General features: G+C 63.0%; 19 protein-coding genes. 9 read left to right on the top strand and 10 right to left on the bottom strand.

The features are described from left to right. Positions 1 to 7: 7 nt before the first annotated feature. On the bottom strand, positions 8 to 409 hold the full coding sequence (locus ACWNZ3_RS13865; protein WP_114275358.1) for a MerR family transcriptional regulator: 402 nt from the start codon (positions 407 to 409) through the stop codon (positions 8 to 10). A gap of 351 nt (positions 410 to 760) precedes the next feature. Between ACWNZ3_RS13865 and ACWNZ3_RS13860 the strand changes: the two genes are divergently transcribed. Then, the gene (locus tag ACWNZ3_RS13860) at positions 761 to 1,393 is read left to right on the top strand and encodes a helix-turn-helix transcriptional regulator (RefSeq protein ID WP_496900307.1); all 633 of its coding nucleotides are present in this window, start codon (positions 761 to 763) and stop codon (positions 1,391 to 1,393) included. Between the two features lie 96 nt (positions 1,394 to 1,489). Further along, entirely contained in the window at positions 1,490 to 1,702 is a 213-nt protein-coding gene (locus ACWNZ3_RS13855) for a hypothetical protein (RefSeq protein ID WP_269361127.1), read from the top strand. 61 nt (positions 1,703 to 1,763) lie between these two features. Here the strand turns inward: ACWNZ3_RS13855 and ACWNZ3_RS13850 are convergent, their stop codons facing one another. Continuing rightward, the gene (locus ACWNZ3_RS13850; protein WP_114275099.1) at positions 1,764 to 2,144 is read right to left on the bottom strand and encodes a MerR family transcriptional regulator; all 381 of its coding nucleotides are present in this window, start codon (positions 2,142 to 2,144) and stop codon (positions 1,764 to 1,766) included. A gap of 106 nt (positions 2,145 to 2,250) precedes the next feature. Between ACWNZ3_RS13850 and ACWNZ3_RS13845 the strand changes: the two genes are divergently transcribed. The 3 genes from ACWNZ3_RS13845 to ACWNZ3_RS13835 are packed head-to-tail and all read left to right on the top strand — an operon-like array spanning position 2,251 to position 4,548. Beyond that, on the top strand, positions 2,251 to 2,673 hold the full coding sequence (locus tag ACWNZ3_RS13845; RefSeq protein WP_496900306.1) for a PaaI family thioesterase: 423 nt from the start codon (positions 2,251 to 2,253) through the stop codon (positions 2,671 to 2,673). Beyond that, a complete protein-coding gene (locus ACWNZ3_RS13840; protein ID WP_274573811.1) occupies positions 2,670 to 3,182 on the top strand; it encodes a PaaI family thioesterase in 513 nt (170 codons plus the stop codon). The genes ACWNZ3_RS13845 and ACWNZ3_RS13840 overlap by 4 nt, the downstream gene beginning before the upstream one ends. Position 3,183: 1 nt before the next feature. Then, complete coding sequence (locus ACWNZ3_RS13835; protein WP_496900305.1) at positions 3,184 to 4,548, top strand: MATE family efflux transporter; 1,365 nt, start codon at positions 3,184 to 3,186, stop codon at positions 4,546 to 4,548. 154 nt (positions 4,549 to 4,702) lie between these two features. Here the strand turns inward: ACWNZ3_RS13835 and arsC are convergent, their stop codons facing one another. From arsC to ACWNZ3_RS13815, 4 genes are read right to left on the bottom strand one after another with little or no spacing between them, the layout of a single operon-like run. Further along, positions 4,703 to 5,047: an arsenate reductase (glutaredoxin) gene (arsC, locus tag ACWNZ3_RS13830; protein ID WP_496900304.1), complete on the bottom strand. Its 345-nt coding sequence runs from the start codon at positions 5,045 to 5,047 to the stop codon at positions 4,703 to 4,705. Next, complete coding sequence (locus tag ACWNZ3_RS13825) at positions 5,044 to 6,084, bottom strand: quinone-dependent dihydroorotate dehydrogenase (protein WP_269361598.1); 1,041 nt, start codon at positions 6,082 to 6,084, stop codon at positions 5,044 to 5,046. Before ACWNZ3_RS13825 ends, arsC begins: the two co-directional genes overlap by 4 nt. Next, complete coding sequence (locus ACWNZ3_RS13820; protein ID WP_496900303.1) at positions 6,084 to 6,515, bottom strand: DUF1330 domain-containing protein; 432 nt, start codon at positions 6,513 to 6,515, stop codon at positions 6,084 to 6,086. Before ACWNZ3_RS13820 ends, ACWNZ3_RS13825 begins: the two co-directional genes overlap by 1 nt. Next, a complete protein-coding gene (locus tag ACWNZ3_RS13815; RefSeq protein ID WP_496900302.1) occupies positions 6,512 to 6,862 on the bottom strand; it encodes a DUF952 domain-containing protein in 351 nt (116 codons plus the stop codon). The genes ACWNZ3_RS13820 and ACWNZ3_RS13815 overlap by 4 nt, the downstream gene beginning before the upstream one ends. A 291-nt stretch (positions 6,863 to 7,153) precedes the next feature. On the opposite strand from ACWNZ3_RS13815, the gene ACWNZ3_RS13810 reads away from it, so the two are divergent. Next, positions 7,154 to 8,710, top strand: coding sequence for a bifunctional metallophosphatase/5'-nucleotidase (locus tag ACWNZ3_RS13810; RefSeq protein ID WP_269361115.1), 1,557 nt, complete (start codon positions 7,154 to 7,156; stop codon positions 8,708 to 8,710). Between the two features lie 131 nt (positions 8,711 to 8,841). On the opposite strand, the gene ACWNZ3_RS13805 is transcribed toward ACWNZ3_RS13810, so the two are convergent. Next, the gene (locus tag ACWNZ3_RS13805) at positions 8,842 to 10,095 is read right to left on the bottom strand and encodes an MFS transporter (RefSeq protein WP_496900301.1); all 1,254 of its coding nucleotides are present in this window, start codon (positions 10,093 to 10,095) and stop codon (positions 8,842 to 8,844) included. Positions 10,096 to 10,247: 152 nt separating this feature from the next. On the opposite strand from ACWNZ3_RS13805, the gene ACWNZ3_RS13800 reads away from it, so the two are divergent. Further along, the gene (locus tag ACWNZ3_RS13800) at positions 10,248 to 10,913 is read left to right on the top strand and encodes an SOS response-associated peptidase (RefSeq protein ID WP_269361597.1); all 666 of its coding nucleotides are present in this window, start codon (positions 10,248 to 10,250) and stop codon (positions 10,911 to 10,913) included. 56 nt (positions 10,914 to 10,969) lie between these two features. Here the strand turns inward: ACWNZ3_RS13800 and ACWNZ3_RS13795 are convergent, their stop codons facing one another. Both ACWNZ3_RS13795 and ACWNZ3_RS13790 read right to left on the bottom strand, forming a co-directional pair. Then, positions 10,970 to 11,317 carry a cupredoxin domain-containing protein gene (locus ACWNZ3_RS13795; RefSeq protein ID WP_269361112.1) on the bottom strand — a complete coding sequence of 116 codons (348 nt, stop codon included), beginning with the start codon at positions 11,315 to 11,317 and terminating at the stop codon, positions 10,970 to 10,972. Between the two features lie 542 nt (positions 11,318 to 11,859). Continuing rightward, on the bottom strand, positions 11,860 to 12,756 hold the full coding sequence (locus ACWNZ3_RS13790) for a LysR substrate-binding domain-containing protein (protein WP_496900300.1): 897 nt from the start codon (positions 12,754 to 12,756) through the stop codon (positions 11,860 to 11,862). A 101-nt stretch (positions 12,757 to 12,857) separates the two neighbouring features. Between ACWNZ3_RS13790 and ACWNZ3_RS13785 the strand changes: the two genes are divergently transcribed. Then, positions 12,858 to 14,081: an acyl-CoA dehydrogenase gene (locus tag ACWNZ3_RS13785; protein ID WP_496900299.1), complete on the top strand. Its 1,224-nt coding sequence runs from the start codon at positions 12,858 to 12,860 to the stop codon at positions 14,079 to 14,081. A gap of 481 nt (positions 14,082 to 14,562) precedes the next feature. After that, positions 14,563 to 15,108 carry a hypothetical protein gene (locus ACWNZ3_RS13780; protein WP_269361109.1) on the top strand — a complete coding sequence of 182 codons (546 nt, stop codon included), beginning with the start codon at positions 14,563 to 14,565 and terminating at the stop codon, positions 15,106 to 15,108. Positions 15,109 to 15,204: 96 nt separating this feature from the next. Here ACWNZ3_RS13780 and ACWNZ3_RS13775 read toward each other — a convergent pair whose 3' ends face one another. After that, positions 15,205 to 16,446: a mandelate racemase/muconate lactonizing enzyme family protein gene (locus ACWNZ3_RS13775; RefSeq protein WP_496900298.1), complete on the bottom strand. Its 1,242-nt coding sequence runs from the start codon at positions 16,444 to 16,446 to the stop codon at positions 15,205 to 15,207. Positions 16,447 to 16,489: the final 43 nt, after the last annotated feature.

Raw genomic sequence — 16,489 nt, 5'->3', positions numbered from 1 at the left:
AGGGCGCCTATTCGGCGGCCTTGCGGGACTGGGTCATGGAGGCAATCATCTTTTCCCCCCATTTCAACTGATCTTTCAGGTCGTCGATGGCCTCGTTCAGCTCATCGCGCTGCGCTTCCATGTCAGCGAGCCGGGCGCGCGCGATCTCATAGGTCCGCGCGATCTGGGTCTGCTGCTGGTCGCCCATGTGATAGAGGTCCAGCAACTGGCGGATTTCCTCCAGCGAGAAGCCGAAGCGCTTGCCGCGCAGGATCAGCTTCAGCCGCGCGCGGTCCCGCTTGGTGAACAGGCGCTTCTGGCCTTCCCGGATCGGGAAAAGCAGTTCCTTGGCCTCGTAAAAACGCAGAGTGCGCGGGGTGACATCATAGGTGTCGCACATCTGGCGAATGGTCAGCGTATCTGTTGTCATCATCTCTGCTCTCATCAGAAAACCATCACGTTGATTTTGATCTGGGGATACAGAAAGTCTCTTACAACAGAGGTTGACGTTTACGTAAGTCATACGTCACGTCACTTTTGTTTCCGGACAGGCGGCAAGCCGCTGCAATGCCAGGCAACTGCCTTTGCCCCTGTTAAATTGGGGTTTGACGACAGTTTTCAATCTACTTATGTCGCAAAATCTTGTAGAATAGCGCGAGGATCGCGAGGATCTATGTCCCAGACAACGGTCAGGAGTTTCGTAAAGGACTGCGCGGCTGCATCGGATGCCGCGAGCCTCTGGCGGACCATTGTCGCGTTTTTCCACAATTGTGGCATAGAGATGGTCAGCTATCATCTGGACAACGCCGAGGAACTGCCGGGGGGGCGATCGGGCTTTGTCGAGGATGGATTCCCCGAAGAATGGATCTGCGAATACATCGACTCGAATCTGCAGGTCATCGACCCGATACCCGGACTTGCGGCCAGATTGTCCCGGCCGTTCCTGTGGTCCGAGATCGAGAAACTCGCCAATCTGACCGAACAGGAAGCAGATTTCATACGCCGGCGGAAGGCATCCGACTTTGGCGACGGGATCGCGCTTCCGGTGTTTGGTCCGAAGGGGCGCAACGCCTATTTCGGGCTCGGGTTTGGAAAATCGGTTGTCACGGTCCGGCCCGAAAACACCTTCGAGATGCAATGCGTGGCACAGATCGCACATCTCCGGTTCTGCGAACTGATAGAGGACACGCTGCGCAACATCGATCTTTCCCCCAGGGAGCTGGAAATCCTGCGCTGGATGGCGCGGGGCAAAAGCAACAGCGTGATTGCCGAAATTCTGGGCATTTCAAGGCATACGGTTGACACCATAGGCCGCAGACTATTTGACAAATTGGATGTTAACGATCGCACGACCGCAGCCATAAAAGGGCTCGGGTCGGGACTTTTGCAAATTAAAGAACTTGATATCGTGTAGCGCATTCGCGTGACGTGACCCGCGCGTTTGCCACGGCTATCTGACCCGTCCATGCGCTATGCTGCACATGCAGCATGCACTGCGAAAGGCTCCTAAATGAACGATTCCGCGAAATCCCTTCCCACATGTGATCCCCGTGAACGTCTGTTGGAAGCGGCCAAGCTGGTAGAAGACGCTGCGTACGACCTGGCGTCATCCCATTCCAGCGGGCTGGTGTCGGAATTGATTGTGATCGCCGCAGAGATGGACCGAATCGCAAAAGTCATCGCGCCCGCCGACCGCCTGCAGGATGAAGGGGTCAAAACCTGATCCGACGGGGACTGAGCCGCGGATCAAGGGGTCGAAAACCTTTGATTAATGGGTCCTCACCCTAAGCGCTTCGCTTTTCCAGCTCTCCGACGGTGTCATCGTGCAGGCGCTGCAATTCGGCCATGGCCTCATCCAGTTGCGCGCGCTGCTCTGCCAGTTCCTTGAGCTGCCGCTCCGAGGCCGTCACCCAGGCGCGCATCTGCGCCTCGGTTCCTTCCTTTTCGTAAATCAGCAGCCACTGCCGGATGCCCTCCAGGGAAAAACCGAACTTGCGGCCGCGCAGGATCAGTTTCATCCGCGCGCATTCCCTGGGGCTGTAAAAGCGTGACCGCCCTTCGCGTTCCGGCTGCAGCAGTTCGATGTATTCATAGTAACGCAGCGTGCGTGGTGTGACGTCGAACCGTGCACACATCTGTTTGAAGGTCAGTCTTTCTTCGGCCATCATCAATCTCCCGCAGCGCAAGCTAGGATGATGCCGTGCCAAGCGCAACAGGTGGTCTTGTCCTTTGCGTGTCACCAGCCGATAACGGTGCCCGAAAGAGGGGCCGATGACGGACAAATTGAAACAAGCCAACCAGTTCATCCGCGCCCTGCCGCATGCGCGCGCGCTTGGGATGGAGTTGCAATCTCTGGAATTGGGGACCGCGATCATCTCCATGCCCTATGCCGAGAGGCTGATCGGTGACCCCAAGACAGGCGTTGTGCACGGCGGCGCCGTGTCGGCGCTGATGGATACGGCCTGCGGCGCTGCGGTGATGAGCCATCCCAGCAATCCGGCGGGCACCGCAACCATTGATCTGCGCATCGAATACCTGCGGGCCGCCACGCCCGGGCAGACGATCACCACCGAAGCCACCTGTTACCATGTCACCCGCTCCGTGGCCTTTGTGCGGGCCACCGCCCATGACGAGGACCGCGCGACGCCCGTGGCCATGGCCACAGGGACCTTCACGGTGGAGGGGCGCAAATGACCCGGCGTCCCGCACCTGAACCGGTTCAGATCGTCAAACAGCGCCGCGATGCCGTCTTGCGCGCCCTGGTCGAGGGGGTGCCCTATGTGCAGTTCATGGGCATCACCTTTGAACGCCGGGGCGATGAGCTGACGGGGATCATGCCCTACAAGGACGATCTGATCGGCAATCCGATCCTGCCCGCGCTGCATGGCGGTGCCACAGCGGCGTTTCTGGAGGTCACGGCGATCATCACGCTGAGCTGGGCCTTTATCTGGGAGGATATGGAAAGCGGCGCGCTGGATGTCAGCGATCTGAGCCATGTGCATCTGCCGCGCCTGCCAAAGACCATTGATTTCACCGTCGACTACCTGCGCTCCGGCCTGCCGCGCGATGCCTATGCCCGCGCCCGGATCAACCGGTCGGGGCGGCGCTATGCCAGTGTCCACGTCGAGGGCTGGCAGGACAACCGGGAACGGATGTTCGCCCAGGCGACAGGCCATTTCGTGATGCCGCAGCGCAAGGGGTGACGTGACAGATCCGATTTCCGACGGCGAGGTGCGCGCGATCAAGGCCGGTGCGCTGGCGCCCCGCGATGTGGTCACACATCGGCGCGTGCTGAACATCGCGCTGCCCATCGTCATCTCCAACGCCACCGTGCCCCTGCTGGGGGCGGTGGATACCGGGGTGGTGGGACAGATCGGGCTGGCCGCGCCGGTGGGGGCGGTGGGGCTGGGCGCGATTATCCTTTCCGCTTTCTACTGGGTCTTCGGGTTCCTGCGCATGGGGACCACCGGATTGACCGCGCAGGCAACCGGCAACGGTGACGAGGCCGAGGTGGCCGCCCTGCTGACGCGCGGGTTGCTGGTGGGCCTTGGGGCCGGTCTGATCGTGGTGGCCCTGCAGCTGCCGCTGTTCTGGGCGGCCTTTCTGGTCTCTCCGGGCACCGAGGAGGTCGAGGGCCTTGCGCGGTCCTATATGGCCATCCGCATCTGGTCGGCCCCGGCGGCCATCGCGCTTTATGCCATCACCGGATGGCTGATCGCGCAGGAGCGCACCCGGGCGGTGCTGGTGATCCAGCTGGTGATGAACGGGCTGAACATCGGTCTGGACCTGTGGTTCGTGCTGGGGCTGGAATGGGGTGTGCAGGGCGTGGCCCTTGCCACTTTCATCGCGGAATGGACCGGGGCGATGCTTGGTCTGTGGTTCTGCCGCGCGGCCTTCCGGGGACCGGGCTGGCGCAACTGGCTGCAGGTTTTCAACCGGCTGAAATGGGTTCAGATGGTGCGGCTGAACACCGATATCCTGATCCGGTCGCTGCTGCTGGAGGCGATGTTTGTCTCTTTCATGTTTCTTGGGGCCGGGTTGGGCGATGTGACGCTGGCGGCCAATCAGGTGCTGCTGCATTTCCTGATGATCACCTCTTACGGGCTGGACGGTTTCGCCTTTTCGGCGGAGGCTTTGGTGGGCAAGGCCATGGGCGCGCGGCAGCGCGCTGTCCTGCGCCGCAGCGCGATGCTGAGCATGGGTTGGGCCTTTGCCACTTCGGCGCTGGTCATGGTGGTTTTTGCGCTGGCCGGGCCGCAGATCATCGACCTGATGGTCAAGGCACCGGAGGTGCAACAGATGGCGCGGGTCTTTTTGCCCTATGTCGTTGTCCTGCCCCTGATCGCCTGCGGGGCCTTCATGCTGGACGGGGTTTTTATCGGGGCCACGCGGTCGCGGGACATGCGCAACATGATGGCGATCAGTTTCGGCATCTACGTGGGGGCGGTGACCCTGCTGCTGCCTGCCATCGGCAATCATGGTCTCTGGGCAGCGATGCTGATTGCCTTCGTGGCGCGGGCCGTGACCCTTGGGCTGCGCTATCCCGCGCTTGAACGGGCGGCAGCTTAGAGCGCCCCGCCTTGAATTTGAATCGCCGATACCCTGCCGCGCTGCGCGCTCTCGGGACATCGGCGATATGGCGTGTATCAGCTAAAAGGCGGGACGCTGTAGGCGATTTTTGAAAAAATCGCCGCCGGAATTTTGCAAAATTCCGCAGCGCGTGTCAGAGCAGGTCCTGCACGGCCTCGGGCGGGCGACCGATCACCGCGCGGTTGCCTGCAAATACGATGGGCCGCTCGATCAGGACCGGGTTCTGCGCCATGGCCGACAGCAGCGCCGCTTCCGGCGTCTCGCTGTTCAGGCCAAGCTCCTTGTAGCTCTTCTCTCCCTTGCGCAGCATGTCGCGCAGGGAGGACAGCCCCAGCGCCCTGCGGGCCGCGTCGATCTCGGCCTCGGTCGGTGCGTCCTCAAGGTAGCGGCGGATGGTGACCTCGGCGCCGCTCTGCTCGATCAGCGCCAGGGTCTGGCGGGATTTGGAGCAGCGCGGGTTGTGCCAGATGGTGATCATAGCCAGTCTCCTCTGCGGCTGCCAACGGCATCGGCCACCTGGTCAAACCCGTCGCGGGCCAGCAGGGCGTCAAGGCCGCGGGCGATTTCGCCGACCAGGCCAATGCCGCCGTAGACCAGGGCGGTGTAAAGCTGCACCGCGCTGGCACCTGCACAGATCTTGGCATAGGCCTGTTCGGCCGAGCCGACACCGCCGACCCCGATCAGCGGGATATCGGTGAGGGTGGAGAGCCGGGCCAGTACACGGGTCGATTTTTCGAACAGCGGCGCGCCCGACAGGCCGCCCGCCTGCTGCGCATGGGCCGAGCGCAACCCGTCGCGGCCCAATGTGGTGTTGGTTGCGATGATCGCCGAGATGCCCGCGGCATTTGCCACCTCGGCCACATCGGCGATTTCCGCCTCCGACAGGTCCGGCGCGATCTTGAGGAAGACAGGCGTCGCGCCGCGCACCTCCATTACCCCGTCCAGAAGGGCCGCAAGCGCGGCCTTGCCCTGCAGGTCGCGCAGCTTTTCGGTATTGGGAGAGGAGACGTTGACGGTGGCAAAATCGACATGGTTGCGGGCCGCGATCATGACCCGGGCAAAATCATCCGCGCGGTCCGTGCTGGTCTTGTTCGCGCCGAGGTTCAGGCCAACCGGAATGCCAGCGCCGCGCCGCGCAAGCCTGCCACAGATGGCATCGGCGCCTTCGTTGTTGAAGCCGAAGCGGTTGATGGCGGCGGCGTCCTCGCTCAGCCGGAACAGGCGGGGGCGCGGGTTGCCGGGCTGCGGCAGGGGGGTGGCGGCCCCGATTTCGATAAAGCCGAACCCGGCGCGTGACAGCGGGGCGACGGCGGTGCCGTTCTTGTCGAAGCCTGCCGCCAGCCCGACAGGGTTGGGCAGGTACATGTCGGCAAGGGTGGTTTGCAGCCGTGGCGTGGTGACCGGACCGGGGCTGGGGGCCAGGTTGCAGCGCAGGGCCCGCAGGGCAAGCCCATGGGCCACTTCCGGGTCAAGCCGATGCAGCGCGCCGAGCCCCAGACGCTCGATCAGCGACATCATGCAAAGCCATCCCGGGTGGCAAGCGGGGTGCTGCGGATCAGCCGCGAACTGCGGACAGCGGCCTGCCGGTGGATGACCGCGCGCTGATATTCGGGGTCCGAGACCATCGCCAGAAAGGCATGGGCATTGGGGTAGGCCGCGATGAACATCGCATCCCAGCTTTCATCCTGGGGGCCGATGAGGGTCATGTCGAACTGGCCCCGCCACAGGATGCTGCCCCCCACGCGCGCCAGAACCGGGGCCGAATGCCTGCCGTATAGCGCATAGGCCTGCGCCCCGGTCAGCCCGTCCCGGGCCAGCTCGTGATCGCCGGGGTAATTCGCCAGATCGTTGAAGGCCACGAGGTTGAGCATGTTGAGCGGCGCATCGCGGTCCAGCGCCTTGAAGGCGTCGAACTGGGCGCGGTCCGGGTCGATGAAATCGCTCATTGGCCGGCTTCCTCCAGACCTGCGGGGAACTGGTGGCGCCCGTCGAGGACCGGCAGCGGCTGCGCCCAGACTACATCCTCCATGGTCATGCGGCGGTAGAGATGCGGAAACAGCGCCCCGCCGCGCGAGGGTTCCCATTTCAGCGCCTCACCTGCGGCTGTCGCATCCACCGCGACCAGCATCAGCCCTTCGGCCCCGGCGAAATACTTCGCTGCCGTCTCTTCGACCTGTGCGGCGGTCGAGAAATGCACATAGCCATCGGCGATGTCGATAGGCGCCCCATCGGTGCTGCCGGCCTGGCGCAATGTGGTCCATTGGTCGGCCAGAAATATCTTGAAAATCAACATGAGGCAGTCATGCCCCGGCAGTCAACGCGGGTCAAGCCGGGTCGGACCCTCGCAACCGCCTGGATGTGCCCCTGCGGTCGGATTTGAGTATTTGGGGCATAAAGAAGTCCGGTTTTCTCTTCTTTTTGCCAAAATATCCGGTCCGGACCCCGAAGCCCGCGCTTCATCGGGAACAGAGCAGGGCATTGCCGCCGGCGGCGCTTGACCCAACGGCATGCCGCGCACAAGCGCTTTGACAGTCGCATGGGCGCAGGCCACCATGCTGCCATCTGTTCCAACTGGGGAAAAGCAATGAAACGATTCTTGACAAGCGTTGCAGCGCTGGGCCTGACGGCCGGTGCGGCTGCCGCCGACTATCAGCTTACCATTCTTCACACCAATGACTTTCACGCGCGGTTCGAGCCGATCAGCAAATATGACGGTCCCTGTGGTGCCGAAGACAATACCGCAGGCGACTGCTTTGGCGGTTCCGCCCGGCTGATGACAGCGATCACCGAGGCCCGTGCGCGGTCCAACAACTCGATCCTGGTGGATGGCGGCGACCAGTTTCAGGGGACGCTGTTCTATACCTATTACAAGGGCGCGCTGGCGGCCGAGATGATGAACAAGATGGGCTATGACGCGATGACCGTGGGCAACCACGAATTCGACGACGGGCCCGAGGTTCTGAAAGGCTTCATGGACACGATCGACTTTCCGATCCTGATGTCCAACGCCGATGTCTCGGCAGAGCCGCTGCTTGCGGGCAAGCTGCCGAAATCCACCATCATCGAAAGGGGCGGTGAAAAGCTGGGCCTGATCGGGCTGACGCCGGAAGATACGGATGAGCTGGCAAGCCCCGGTGAGAACATCACCTTTTCCGACCCCGTTGCTGCGGTGCAGGGCGAGGTGGACAAGCTGACCGCCGAGGGCGTGAACAAGATCATCGTGCTGTCGCACTCCGGCTACGGCGTGGACCAGCGCGTTGCCGCTGAAACTACCGGCGTGGACGTGATTGTCGGCGGCCATTCCAACACGCTGCTGAGCAACACCAATGACCGTGCCGAGGGGCCCTATCCGACCATGGTGGGCAATACCGCCATTGTGCAGGCCTATGCCTATGGCAAGTTCCTGGGCGAGCTGAACGTGACTTTCGACGATGAAGGCAATGTGACCGAGGCCAGCGGCGAGCCGCTGATCATGGATGCCGCGGTGACCGAGGACGAGGGCACTGTCGCGCGCATCAGCGAAGCGGCGGCACCGCTGGAGGAGATCCGCAGCAAGGTCGTTGCCCATACGGATGAAGCCATCGGCGGCGACCGCGAGGTCTGCCGGTCCCAGGAATGCACCATGGGCAACCTGATTGCCGACGCCATGCTGGCGCGGGTGGCCGATCAGGGCATTGACGTGGCGATCCAGAACGGCGGCGGCATCCGTGCCTCCATCGACGCGGGCGATGTGACCATGGGCGAGGTTCTGACGGTCCTGCCGTTCCAGAACACCCTGTCCACCTTCCAGGTGAGTGGTGAAACCCTGAAGGCGGCGCTTGAAAACGGTGTCAGCCAGGTCGAGGAAGGCGCGGGCCGTTTCCCGCAGGTTGCGGGCATCACCTTTGCCTTTGATGCCAGTGCCGAACCGGGCAGCCGGGTCAGCGACGTGATGGTCGGGGGGGAACCGCTGGACATGGGCAAGACCTATGGCGTGGTTTCCAACAACTATGTGCGCAACGGCGGCGACGGCTATGACATGTTCAAGTCGGCAATGAACGCCTATGACTTCGGCCCCGATCTGGCCGATGTGACCGCCGACTACCTGGCGGCGAATGCGCCCTACAAGCCCTATACCGACGGGCGCATCACGGTAAAGTAAGGCATATGCCCTGAGTACGGAAAGGCGCGACCGGTCCCGGCCGCGCCTTTTCCTTTGCCACCGGGTGCCGGACTTTTCGAAAAGTCCGGGCCGATTTTTTCAAAAAAATCGTCACCGCCCGAACGGCGGGGTCAGCGCGCGGCCTGTGCCGGTTCCGACGGTTGCTGCGCGGCCTCGGCCGTCTGCAGGGCAGAGGTGCGGCCCGCGTTGAGGGGCTGAAAGCTGGACTTCTCCGCATCGGCCACCGCCTCGCGCTTGGAGATCCGCCAGAGCGTGTAAAGGATCACTACCCCGTGCGAGACCGCCGTGGTCATGAACAATGCGCGGATCCCGATCTCGGCCATGGCAAGGCCCGCCACCGTCGGCCCGATGATCGAGCCGATGCCGAAGGTCAGCAGCAGCCCGCCCGAGATCTGGATCGCCGTGCCGGGTTCGGCGTGGTCATTGGCATGGGCCACGATCACCGGATACATCGCATAGATCGAGCCGCCCAGCAGCGCGGCCAATGTCAGGTTCATCATCCGCCCCTGCGGGGCCAGCAGGATAAACCCAAGGTCGGCCACCAGCGCCAGCGCCGCCACGCCGACCAGCACCTTGCGGCGGTCCATCCTGTCGGACATCAGCCCCACGGGCATCTGGATGATGGCCCCCGCGAGGATCGGGATCGAGATGAAAAAGGACACCGCCGCCAGGACCAGCCCCACGTTCTGCGCATAGACCGCCGCCAGGGTGCCGAAGGCGGCGTTGGAGACACCGACCCAGAAGACCGCAAAGACCGCGACGGGCGAATTGCGCCACAGCGCCGCGAGGTTGAGCTTTACGGTGACCAGCGGCGCGGGGGAGGAGGAGGAACTGAGCGCGGTCGGCACCAGCGCCATGCAATAGAAGATCGCCGCCAGGGCAAAGAACAGGAAGCCCGAGGGGTCCCCCACCGTCAGCATCAGTGATCCTGCCGTGCTCGCCGCGAGGTTGACCATTGTGTAGACCCCGAAAATGCGGCCACGGGTGTCCGGGGTGGATTGCTCGCTCAGCCAGCTTTCCACGATCATCGCCGCCCCGGCAAAGCAGAAACCGCAGACGCCGCGCAGCACGATCCAGGCCCAGGGGGTGATCTGGATGGCGCTGGACAGCATGGAAATCGCCGCAATCGCGGCCATCGCGCCAAAGGCCCGGATGTGGCCCACCCGCGCCACCAGCGGCGGCGTCATGATGCAGCCCGACACATATCCCACGGCCCAGCCGGTGCCCAACAGCCCCAGCGAAATGGCCGAGAACCCTTCGATCGTGCCGCGCACGGGCAGGATCAACCCGTTGATTCCGCCTGCAAAGAGCAGGAAGGCGGAGCCAAGCAGAAGCGCGCTGACGGGCAGGAATTGTCTGATCATCACTTGATATCCTATGGCCAATTGCCCGAAGCTTGCCAGATATGCGCCGCCTTTTACAGGTGGGGTCTGCGATTATCCGGGCACCGCCGCTTTTGCAGGTTTTCGGGGCGCAGGACAGGCTCAAGGCCGGTGACGGCCGGAAAGGACAGCAGATGTGCGGACGGATTGCAGTGACCTTGCCCCATGATGCCATGGTGCGGCTCTTTGCGGCGACGCCGGCCAACAACCTGCCGAAGGTGCCGCAGTATAATGTCTGCCCGACGAACCAGGTCCATATTGTCACTGGCAGTGGCGGTGGGCCGCGAAGGCTGGGCGCGATGCGCTGGGGGTTCATCCCCCGATGGTACAAGAAACCGGGCGATGGTCCCTTGCTGATCAACGCCCGGGCCGAGACGATTGCCGAAAAGCCTGCCTTTGGCGCGGCGGCGCGGGAACGGCGGGGGCTTGTCGTGGCGTCAGGGTTCTATGAATGGACCAAGGATGCGGAAGGGGGGCGTGACCCCTGGTACATCACCCGGCGCGACGGGGCGCCCCTGGCCCTGGCCGCGATCTGGCAGGACTGGCGCGCGGAGACTGATGAGGGGCTGCGGACATGTGCGGTGGTGACCTGCGCCGCAAATGATCCGATGCGGGCGATCCATCACCGCATGCCGGTCATCATCGAGGCGGCGGACTGGCCGCTCTGGCTTGGCGAGGCGGGCAAGGGGGCGGCAACCCTGATGGTGCCCGCAGCCGATGATCTGCTGACCTGGCATCGGGTGGACCGTGCCGTCAATTCCAATCGCGCCGAAGGGCCGGAACTGATCGAAGAAATCTGAACGCAGAAAAGGGCCGCGTCACTGTCACGCGGCCCTTTGCGGGGTCGTCTTTGATCTCAGTCGTTCAGCGGGGCGGGATCATATGAAATCTCGCCTTCCATCAGGCCTTCGCCGTCTTCACCGTTGGTGAAGGTCAGGGGGGTCGCATGGGTCAGGTTCAGGCGATAGGTCGCATCCACTTCGATCGGGCCGGATGTCCATGTATCCTCGGGGCCGGAGAGGTGCTGAACCTGGCCGCTCTGGTTGGTGAAAATGACATTGTCACCGGGCTTTGCGTAGATGGTCGAAGGGAAATAGGACCCTTCCACGATCAGCACGGATTGGTTGTCGGCCTGGGCCGCACCGGCCCAAAGCGTGCTGGCAGCGGCAATTGCGCAGGCGCCTTTGCAGAATGATGTAAGCATCGAAGTGCTCCTTGTAACGGCCCCACCCGGTTACGGATAAATTTGCTTAGAAGGTAAATGCGGCATAAATTTGGCGAATTGCCGCTTTGTGCCCCTGTTGCAGCGTCCCACCTTTGACCCGATGCAGATCACATCGCCACTGTTCTGAGAGCGCGTAGCGCGGCAGGGTATTGGCGATGCAGGTTCAAGACAGGGCGCGATAAGACCCTGACCGGCGTCCCGCTCCCAAACCGTCCCGCGCAAAGCCTGACTCACGCAACGTTGCTTGAAATCAGCGATTTCAACGCGTCACGCGAAACGCCTCTGCGCGCCGTTCCGCTACGGACGACATGTCATGTAAGACATGTCAAAAATGACAGGTCTTGCATGACATGTCTGCAAGTGAGGGGAGCAGGGAGCAGGCGGCAAAAGTCGAAAGTGTAACGCGTAAAGCGTAAAGCGTAAAGCCTATGGCTCGGACGCCAGTCTGAATGACCTGTGGTCGCCTGAAATCCATGATTTCAAGCGGGGATGACGAAGGTTTCAGGTAAAGGCGGAGCGCTTCAATCCTCGGCCTGTCCGGCCTGGGCCGCGAGCCAGGTGATGAAGGAGCCAAGCGCCGCGCCGGTGTCGCGGTCCCGGGGCCAGACCAGATAGTAGCTGCCGATGCTCTGGGTGGTCTGGTCGGAGGCCAGGATCAACTGCCCGTCGCGCAGATAGGGGTCGGCAAAGAAGGTTGGCAGCAGCGCCACGCCCAGCCCATGGATCGCCGCCTGCGCCATGGTGGAAAACTGATCAAAGACCATGCCCGCGGGCGGCTCCGCTTCAACGCCCAGGGCGGCCAGCCAGCGCGCCCAGCCCTTTGGCCGCGTCTCCAGATGCAGCAGGGGGTGGTTCAGAATCTCTGCCGCGTCATGCACCGGCGCCTGCATCAGGTCGGGGGCGCAGACGGGCACCACGGTTTCGGGCATCAGCGGCAGGTAGCTGACGCCGGGCCAGTCCTCGCGCCCGAAATGGATCGCGGCGTCAAAGGTGCTGTCCTCGATCGCATAGGGTTTCAGCCGGGTGGAGAGGTTCACGGTGACTTCCGGATGGCTGCGGGCGAAATCGCGCAGGCGGGGGGCCAGCCAATGCATTCCGAATGCGGGCAGGATCGACAGGTTCAGCGCGCCGCCCAGGGGGTTGGTCCGCGCCGCCACGCTGGCCTGCGCCAGACGGTGCAGGATGTCACGGACGTGGCGGACATAGGTTTGTCCGGCTTCGGTCAGGACAAGCTGCCGGCCCTGCCGGGTCAGCAGTTCGACGCCAAGTTGCGCTTCCAGCGTCTTGAGCTGCCGGCTGATCGAGGATTGCGTCAGCGACAGTTCCTCTGCCGCGCGGGTGGCCGCGCCCAGCCGGGCCACCGCCTCGAAGGCAAGCAGGGCAGAGATCGACGGCAGGAAGCGGCGGGGGGCGATCATCTATGACTTTTTCTCATATATGCAGGACAAAGCAGCGATAGTCATTCAGGGCCGTTTTTGCAATACTGCGCGCAACCGCACCCCCCAATGGAGGAACTGCCATGAACGCCGAAGCCCCAATCCTGCGCGCCAAGGATGCCCCCGATCTGGGCACCTTTGACTGGACCGATCCGTTCCGTCTGGACAGCCAGCTGACCGAAGACGAGCGGATGATCCGCGATTCCGCGCATGCCTATGCCCAGGAAAAACTGCAGCCCCGCGTCATCGACGCCTTTGCCAACGAGGAAACCGATCCGGAAATCTTCCGCGAAATGGGCGAGATGGGCCTGCTGGGCATCACCATCCCCGAGGAATACGGTGGGCTGGGCAGCGGCTATGTCTCTTACGGGCTGGTCGCGCGTGAGGTGGAACGGGTGGATTCCGGCTATCGGTCGATGATGTCCGTGCAATCCAGCCTGGTGATGTATCCGATCTATGCCTATGGGTCAGAGGCGCAGCGCAAGAAATACCTGCCCAAGCTCTGCACCGGTGAATGGATCGGCTGTTTCGGCCTGACCGAACCGGATGCCGGTTCCGACCCCGCCGGGATGAAGACCCGCGCGGTCAAGACCGCCAACGGCTACAAGCTGACCGGTTCCAAGATGTGGATCTCCAACGCGCCCATCGCCGATGTCTTTGTCGTCTGGGCGAAATCCGACGAACACGACGGCAAGATCCGCGGCTTCGTGCTTGAGAAGGGCATGAAGGGGCTGAGCGCGCCCAAGGTCGGCAACAAACTGTCGCTGCGCGCCTCGATCACCGGTGAGATCGTCATGGACGGTGTGGAAGTGAGCGAAGAGGCGCTGCTGCCGCATGTGCAGGGGCTCAAGGGGCCGTTCGGCTGCCTGAACCGTGCGCGTTACGGTATTTCCTGGGGTGCCATGGGGGCGGCGGAATTCTGCTGGCACGCGGCACGCCAATACGGGCTGGACCGCAAGCAGTTCGGCAAGCCCCTGGCGCAGACGCAATTGTTCCAGAAGAAACTGGCCGACATGATGACCGAAATCTCGCTGGGCCTGCAGGGCTCGCTGCAGGTGGGCCGTCTGATGGATCAGGCCAATGCGGCGCCCGAGATGGTCTCCATCGTCAAGCGCAACAATTGCGGCAAGGCGCTGGATGTCGCGCGTCACGCCCGTGACATGCACGGCGGCAACGGCATTTCCGGCGAATTCCAGGTGATCCGTCACATGATGAACCTGGAGACCGTGAACACCTACGAAGGCACCCATGACGTGCATGCCCTGATCCTGGGCCGTGCGCAGACCGGCTTGCAGGCGTTCTTTTAAAGCGCCCGACCTTATATCTGACGCAACGTGTGACACGAATGTCCCGAAAGCGCCGCAGGCGCGGCAGGAAGTTCGTGTCACAGCTTCAAGGCCGGGCGCCAAAGCGCCCCGCCTTAAACTCGAATCGCCGATACCCTGCCGCGCTTCGCGCTCTCGGGACATCGGCGATACGGGGTGTATCAGGTCAAAGGCGGGACGCTGCAAGGCACCGGATTGAGGGGGCGTTCCTCCCCCTCAAACTCCCCCTCCGGATATTTCCTGCCAAAAAGAGAATGATCCCATGCCCGCTGGCATGGCGCAGCCTCCGGCCCCGCCGGGCGCTGTTTTGTTGAGGATTCCCAACTACGGAGAGTGCCGCCGGGGCATTTTTGCACCATATTTGGGCAACAAACCGGATTGTGAACGGAATATTGCAGTCGTGTTTTGCTTTTGAAAACGCTCGCGGGTTAGCTTCAACGCGCAAAGCGCAACAGGAGTTCCCATGTTTCGAAATTTTTTTGCCGCCTGTCTTCTTTCCGTTTGTGTCCAGCCGGTCCTTGCGGCTGATGGCCATCCGGCTTGCAGCCGCGCCGGGCCGGGGCTGAACTTCTGCGCGGGCGAAGATTTCATGCGCATCGACAAGGGGCAGAGCATGGGGATCAGCTATTGGCTGCATCCTGATGGCTTCATTTCCAAGGTTCTGGCCGAAAAGGACGGCACGATTGCCGCCACCCAGCAGGCGATCGAGGCGCGGATCATCGAGATGATCAATGCCCGCGCCGGGGCTGTGGGGCAGGACTTCGAATTTGTCGATCTGGACAGCCGGTCGATCAATGGCGCGCCTTTTGGCACTTTGACCTATCGCCTTGCGGGGCCGAAGAAGGCGACAACCGTGTTGCACAGCTATGCCGCGCTGAATGGTGTGCTGGTTCAGGTGCTCAGCCAGGTCGCGCCGCGCAGCTCTGCCGGCGATACCGAGGCGCTCAGGCATGCGCATTTCGCGGCTGTTGGGGCCTTGCAGCCAACCGGGCCGGAAGCGGAACTCTGATCCCGTTGCGTCATGCGAAAAACCACAATCACCTGACGCTGCCCGAAATCAGGGATTTCAACGCGTCACGAAATCTCTGATGCTTCAGGTAACTCGTCAGACGCTTTGGTCGCGCGGGGCGGGTGCGCCCCCTTCGAAATTATTGCCATTCACATAGTCGCAGGGCGCTTCCTGCATTTCCAGATGCAGGCCGGTGCCGGTGTAGGGATGGGCGCGGGCCAGTTCCTCGTCCACCTCGATGCCGAGGCCGGCGGCAGTGGGCGCGGGGATAAAGCCGTCTTCCACCCTGATACTGCCCTTGATCAACGCGTCATGAAACGGGGTTTCGATGGTTTCGGCCATCAGCAGGTTGGGGATGGAGACGGCGAACTGGATGTTGGCCGCCCATTCCACCGGCCCTGCATAGAGATGCGGCGCCATCTGGGCGTTATAGACCTCTGCCATGGCGGCGATTTTCCTGGTCTCCCAGATGCCGCCGGACCGGCCAAGGGCAGGTTGCAGGATCGCCGCCGCCCCGGCCCGCAGGATGGGCGCGAATTCGGCCTTTGTCGTCAGCCTTTCGCCCGTGGCGATGGGAATGCCGACGGCACCGGCCACCTGCGCCATCTGAGCGACATTGTCGGGCGGCACCGGTTCTTCGTACCAAAGCGGGGAATAGGGCGCGATGGCCTGGCCCAGCCGGATCGCGCCTGCGGTGGTGAACTGGCCATGGGTGCCGAAAAGCAGATCCGCCTCGTCGCCCACTGCCGCGCGGATCGCGGCGCAGAATGCGACGGACTGGCTGATGTCGCTCATCGCGGGCATATGGCCGCCGCGCAGGGTATAGGGCCCGGCGGGGTCGAACTTCACCGCCGTATAGCCGCGCGCGACACAATCGGCGGCGGCTTCAGCCGCCATCCCGGGTGAGGTCCAGAAATCGGCCAGGCTGTGCTGGGGCAGGGGGTAGAGATAGGTATAGGCGCGGACCCTGTCGTTCATCCGCCCGCCGATCAGCGCATGCACCGGGCGGTCGCGGTCCTTGCCCAGGATGTCCCAGCAGGCGATCTCCAGCCCCGAAAAGGCCCCCATGACCGTCAGGTCGGGCCGCTGGGTGAAACCGCTGGAATAGACCCGCCGGAACATCAGCTCGATGTTTTCGGGGTTCTCTCCGGCCATGTGACGCTCGAAGACATCCTTGATCACCGCGCGCATGGCCTCCGGACCGACAGAGGCGGCATAGCATTCGCCCCAGCCGGTGATGCCGGTATCCGTCGTCACCTTCACCAGGATCCAGTAGCGCCCGCCCCAGCCCGGGGCCGGGGGCGCGGTCACGATGATGTCCAGATCGGCCAGCTTCATGCCTTCAATCCTTCTTTATGTCCGACGTACCCCGGGGGGCAGG

Source organism: Sulfitobacter sp. IGS-18 (assembly GCF_059628195.1).
The sequence above is the reverse complement of the archived record's forward strand: the minus strand, read 5'-3'. Positions and strand labels throughout refer to the sequence as shown.

What these genes read in the sequence shown, in the direction of transcription:
- ACWNZ3_RS13850 (WP_114275099.1), bottom strand. Translation starts at nt 2,144, where the DNA reads ATGGCCGAAGAAAGACTGACCTTCAAACAGATGTGTGCACGGTTCGAC.
- ACWNZ3_RS13775 (WP_496900298.1), bottom strand. Translation starts at nt 16,446, where the DNA reads ATGAAGCTGGCCGATCTGGACATCATCGTGACCGCGCCCCCGGCCCCG.
- ACWNZ3_RS13860 (WP_496900307.1), top strand. Translation starts at nt 761, where the DNA reads ATGGTCAGCTATCATCTGGACAACGCCGAGGAACTGCCGGGGGGGCGA.
- ACWNZ3_RS13840 (WP_274573811.1), top strand. Translation starts at nt 2,670, where the DNA reads ATGACCCGGCGTCCCGCACCTGAACCGGTTCAGATCGTCAAACAGCGC.
- ACWNZ3_RS13795 (WP_269361112.1), bottom strand. Translation starts at nt 11,317, where the DNA reads ATGCTTACATCATTCTGCAAAGGCGCCTGCGCAATTGCCGCTGCCAGC.
- ACWNZ3_RS13865 (WP_114275358.1), bottom strand. Translation starts at nt 409, where the DNA reads ATGACAACAGATACGCTGACCATTCGCCAGATGTGCGACACCTATGAT.
- ACWNZ3_RS13855 (WP_269361127.1), top strand. Translation starts at nt 1,490, where the DNA reads ATGAACGATTCCGCGAAATCCCTTCCCACATGTGATCCCCGTGAACGT.
- ACWNZ3_RS13805 (WP_496900301.1), bottom strand. Translation starts at nt 10,095, where the DNA reads ATGATCAGACAATTCCTGCCCGTCAGCGCGCTTCTGCTTGGCTCCGCC.
- ACWNZ3_RS13800 (WP_269361597.1), top strand. Translation starts at nt 10,248, where the DNA reads ATGTGCGGACGGATTGCAGTGACCTTGCCCCATGATGCCATGGTGCGG.
- ACWNZ3_RS13810 (WP_269361115.1), top strand. Translation starts at nt 7,154, where the DNA reads ATGAAACGATTCTTGACAAGCGTTGCAGCGCTGGGCCTGACGGCCGGT.
- ACWNZ3_RS13815 (WP_496900302.1), bottom strand. Translation starts at nt 6,862, where the DNA reads ATGTTGATTTTCAAGATATTTCTGGCCGACCAATGGACCACATTGCGC.
- ACWNZ3_RS13790 (WP_496900300.1), bottom strand. Translation starts at nt 12,756, where the DNA reads ATGATCGCCCCCCGCCGCTTCCTGCCGTCGATCTCTGCCCTGCTTGCC.
- ACWNZ3_RS13820 (WP_496900303.1), bottom strand. Translation starts at nt 6,515, where the DNA reads ATGAGCGATTTCATCGACCCGGACCGCGCCCAGTTCGACGCCTTCAAG.
- ACWNZ3_RS13785 (WP_496900299.1), top strand. Translation starts at nt 12,858, where the DNA reads ATGAACGCCGAAGCCCCAATCCTGCGCGCCAAGGATGCCCCCGATCTG.
- ACWNZ3_RS13780 (WP_269361109.1), top strand. Translation starts at nt 14,563, where the DNA reads ATGTTTCGAAATTTTTTTGCCGCCTGTCTTCTTTCCGTTTGTGTCCAG.
- arsC (WP_496900304.1), bottom strand. Translation starts at nt 5,047, where the DNA reads ATGATCACCATCTGGCACAACCCGCGCTGCTCCAAATCCCGCCAGACC.
- ACWNZ3_RS13825 (WP_269361598.1), bottom strand. Translation starts at nt 6,084, where the DNA reads ATGTCGCTGATCGAGCGTCTGGGGCTCGGCGCGCTGCATCGGCTTGAC.
- ACWNZ3_RS13845 (WP_496900306.1), top strand. Translation starts at nt 2,251, where the DNA reads ATGACGGACAAATTGAAACAAGCCAACCAGTTCATCCGCGCCCTGCCG.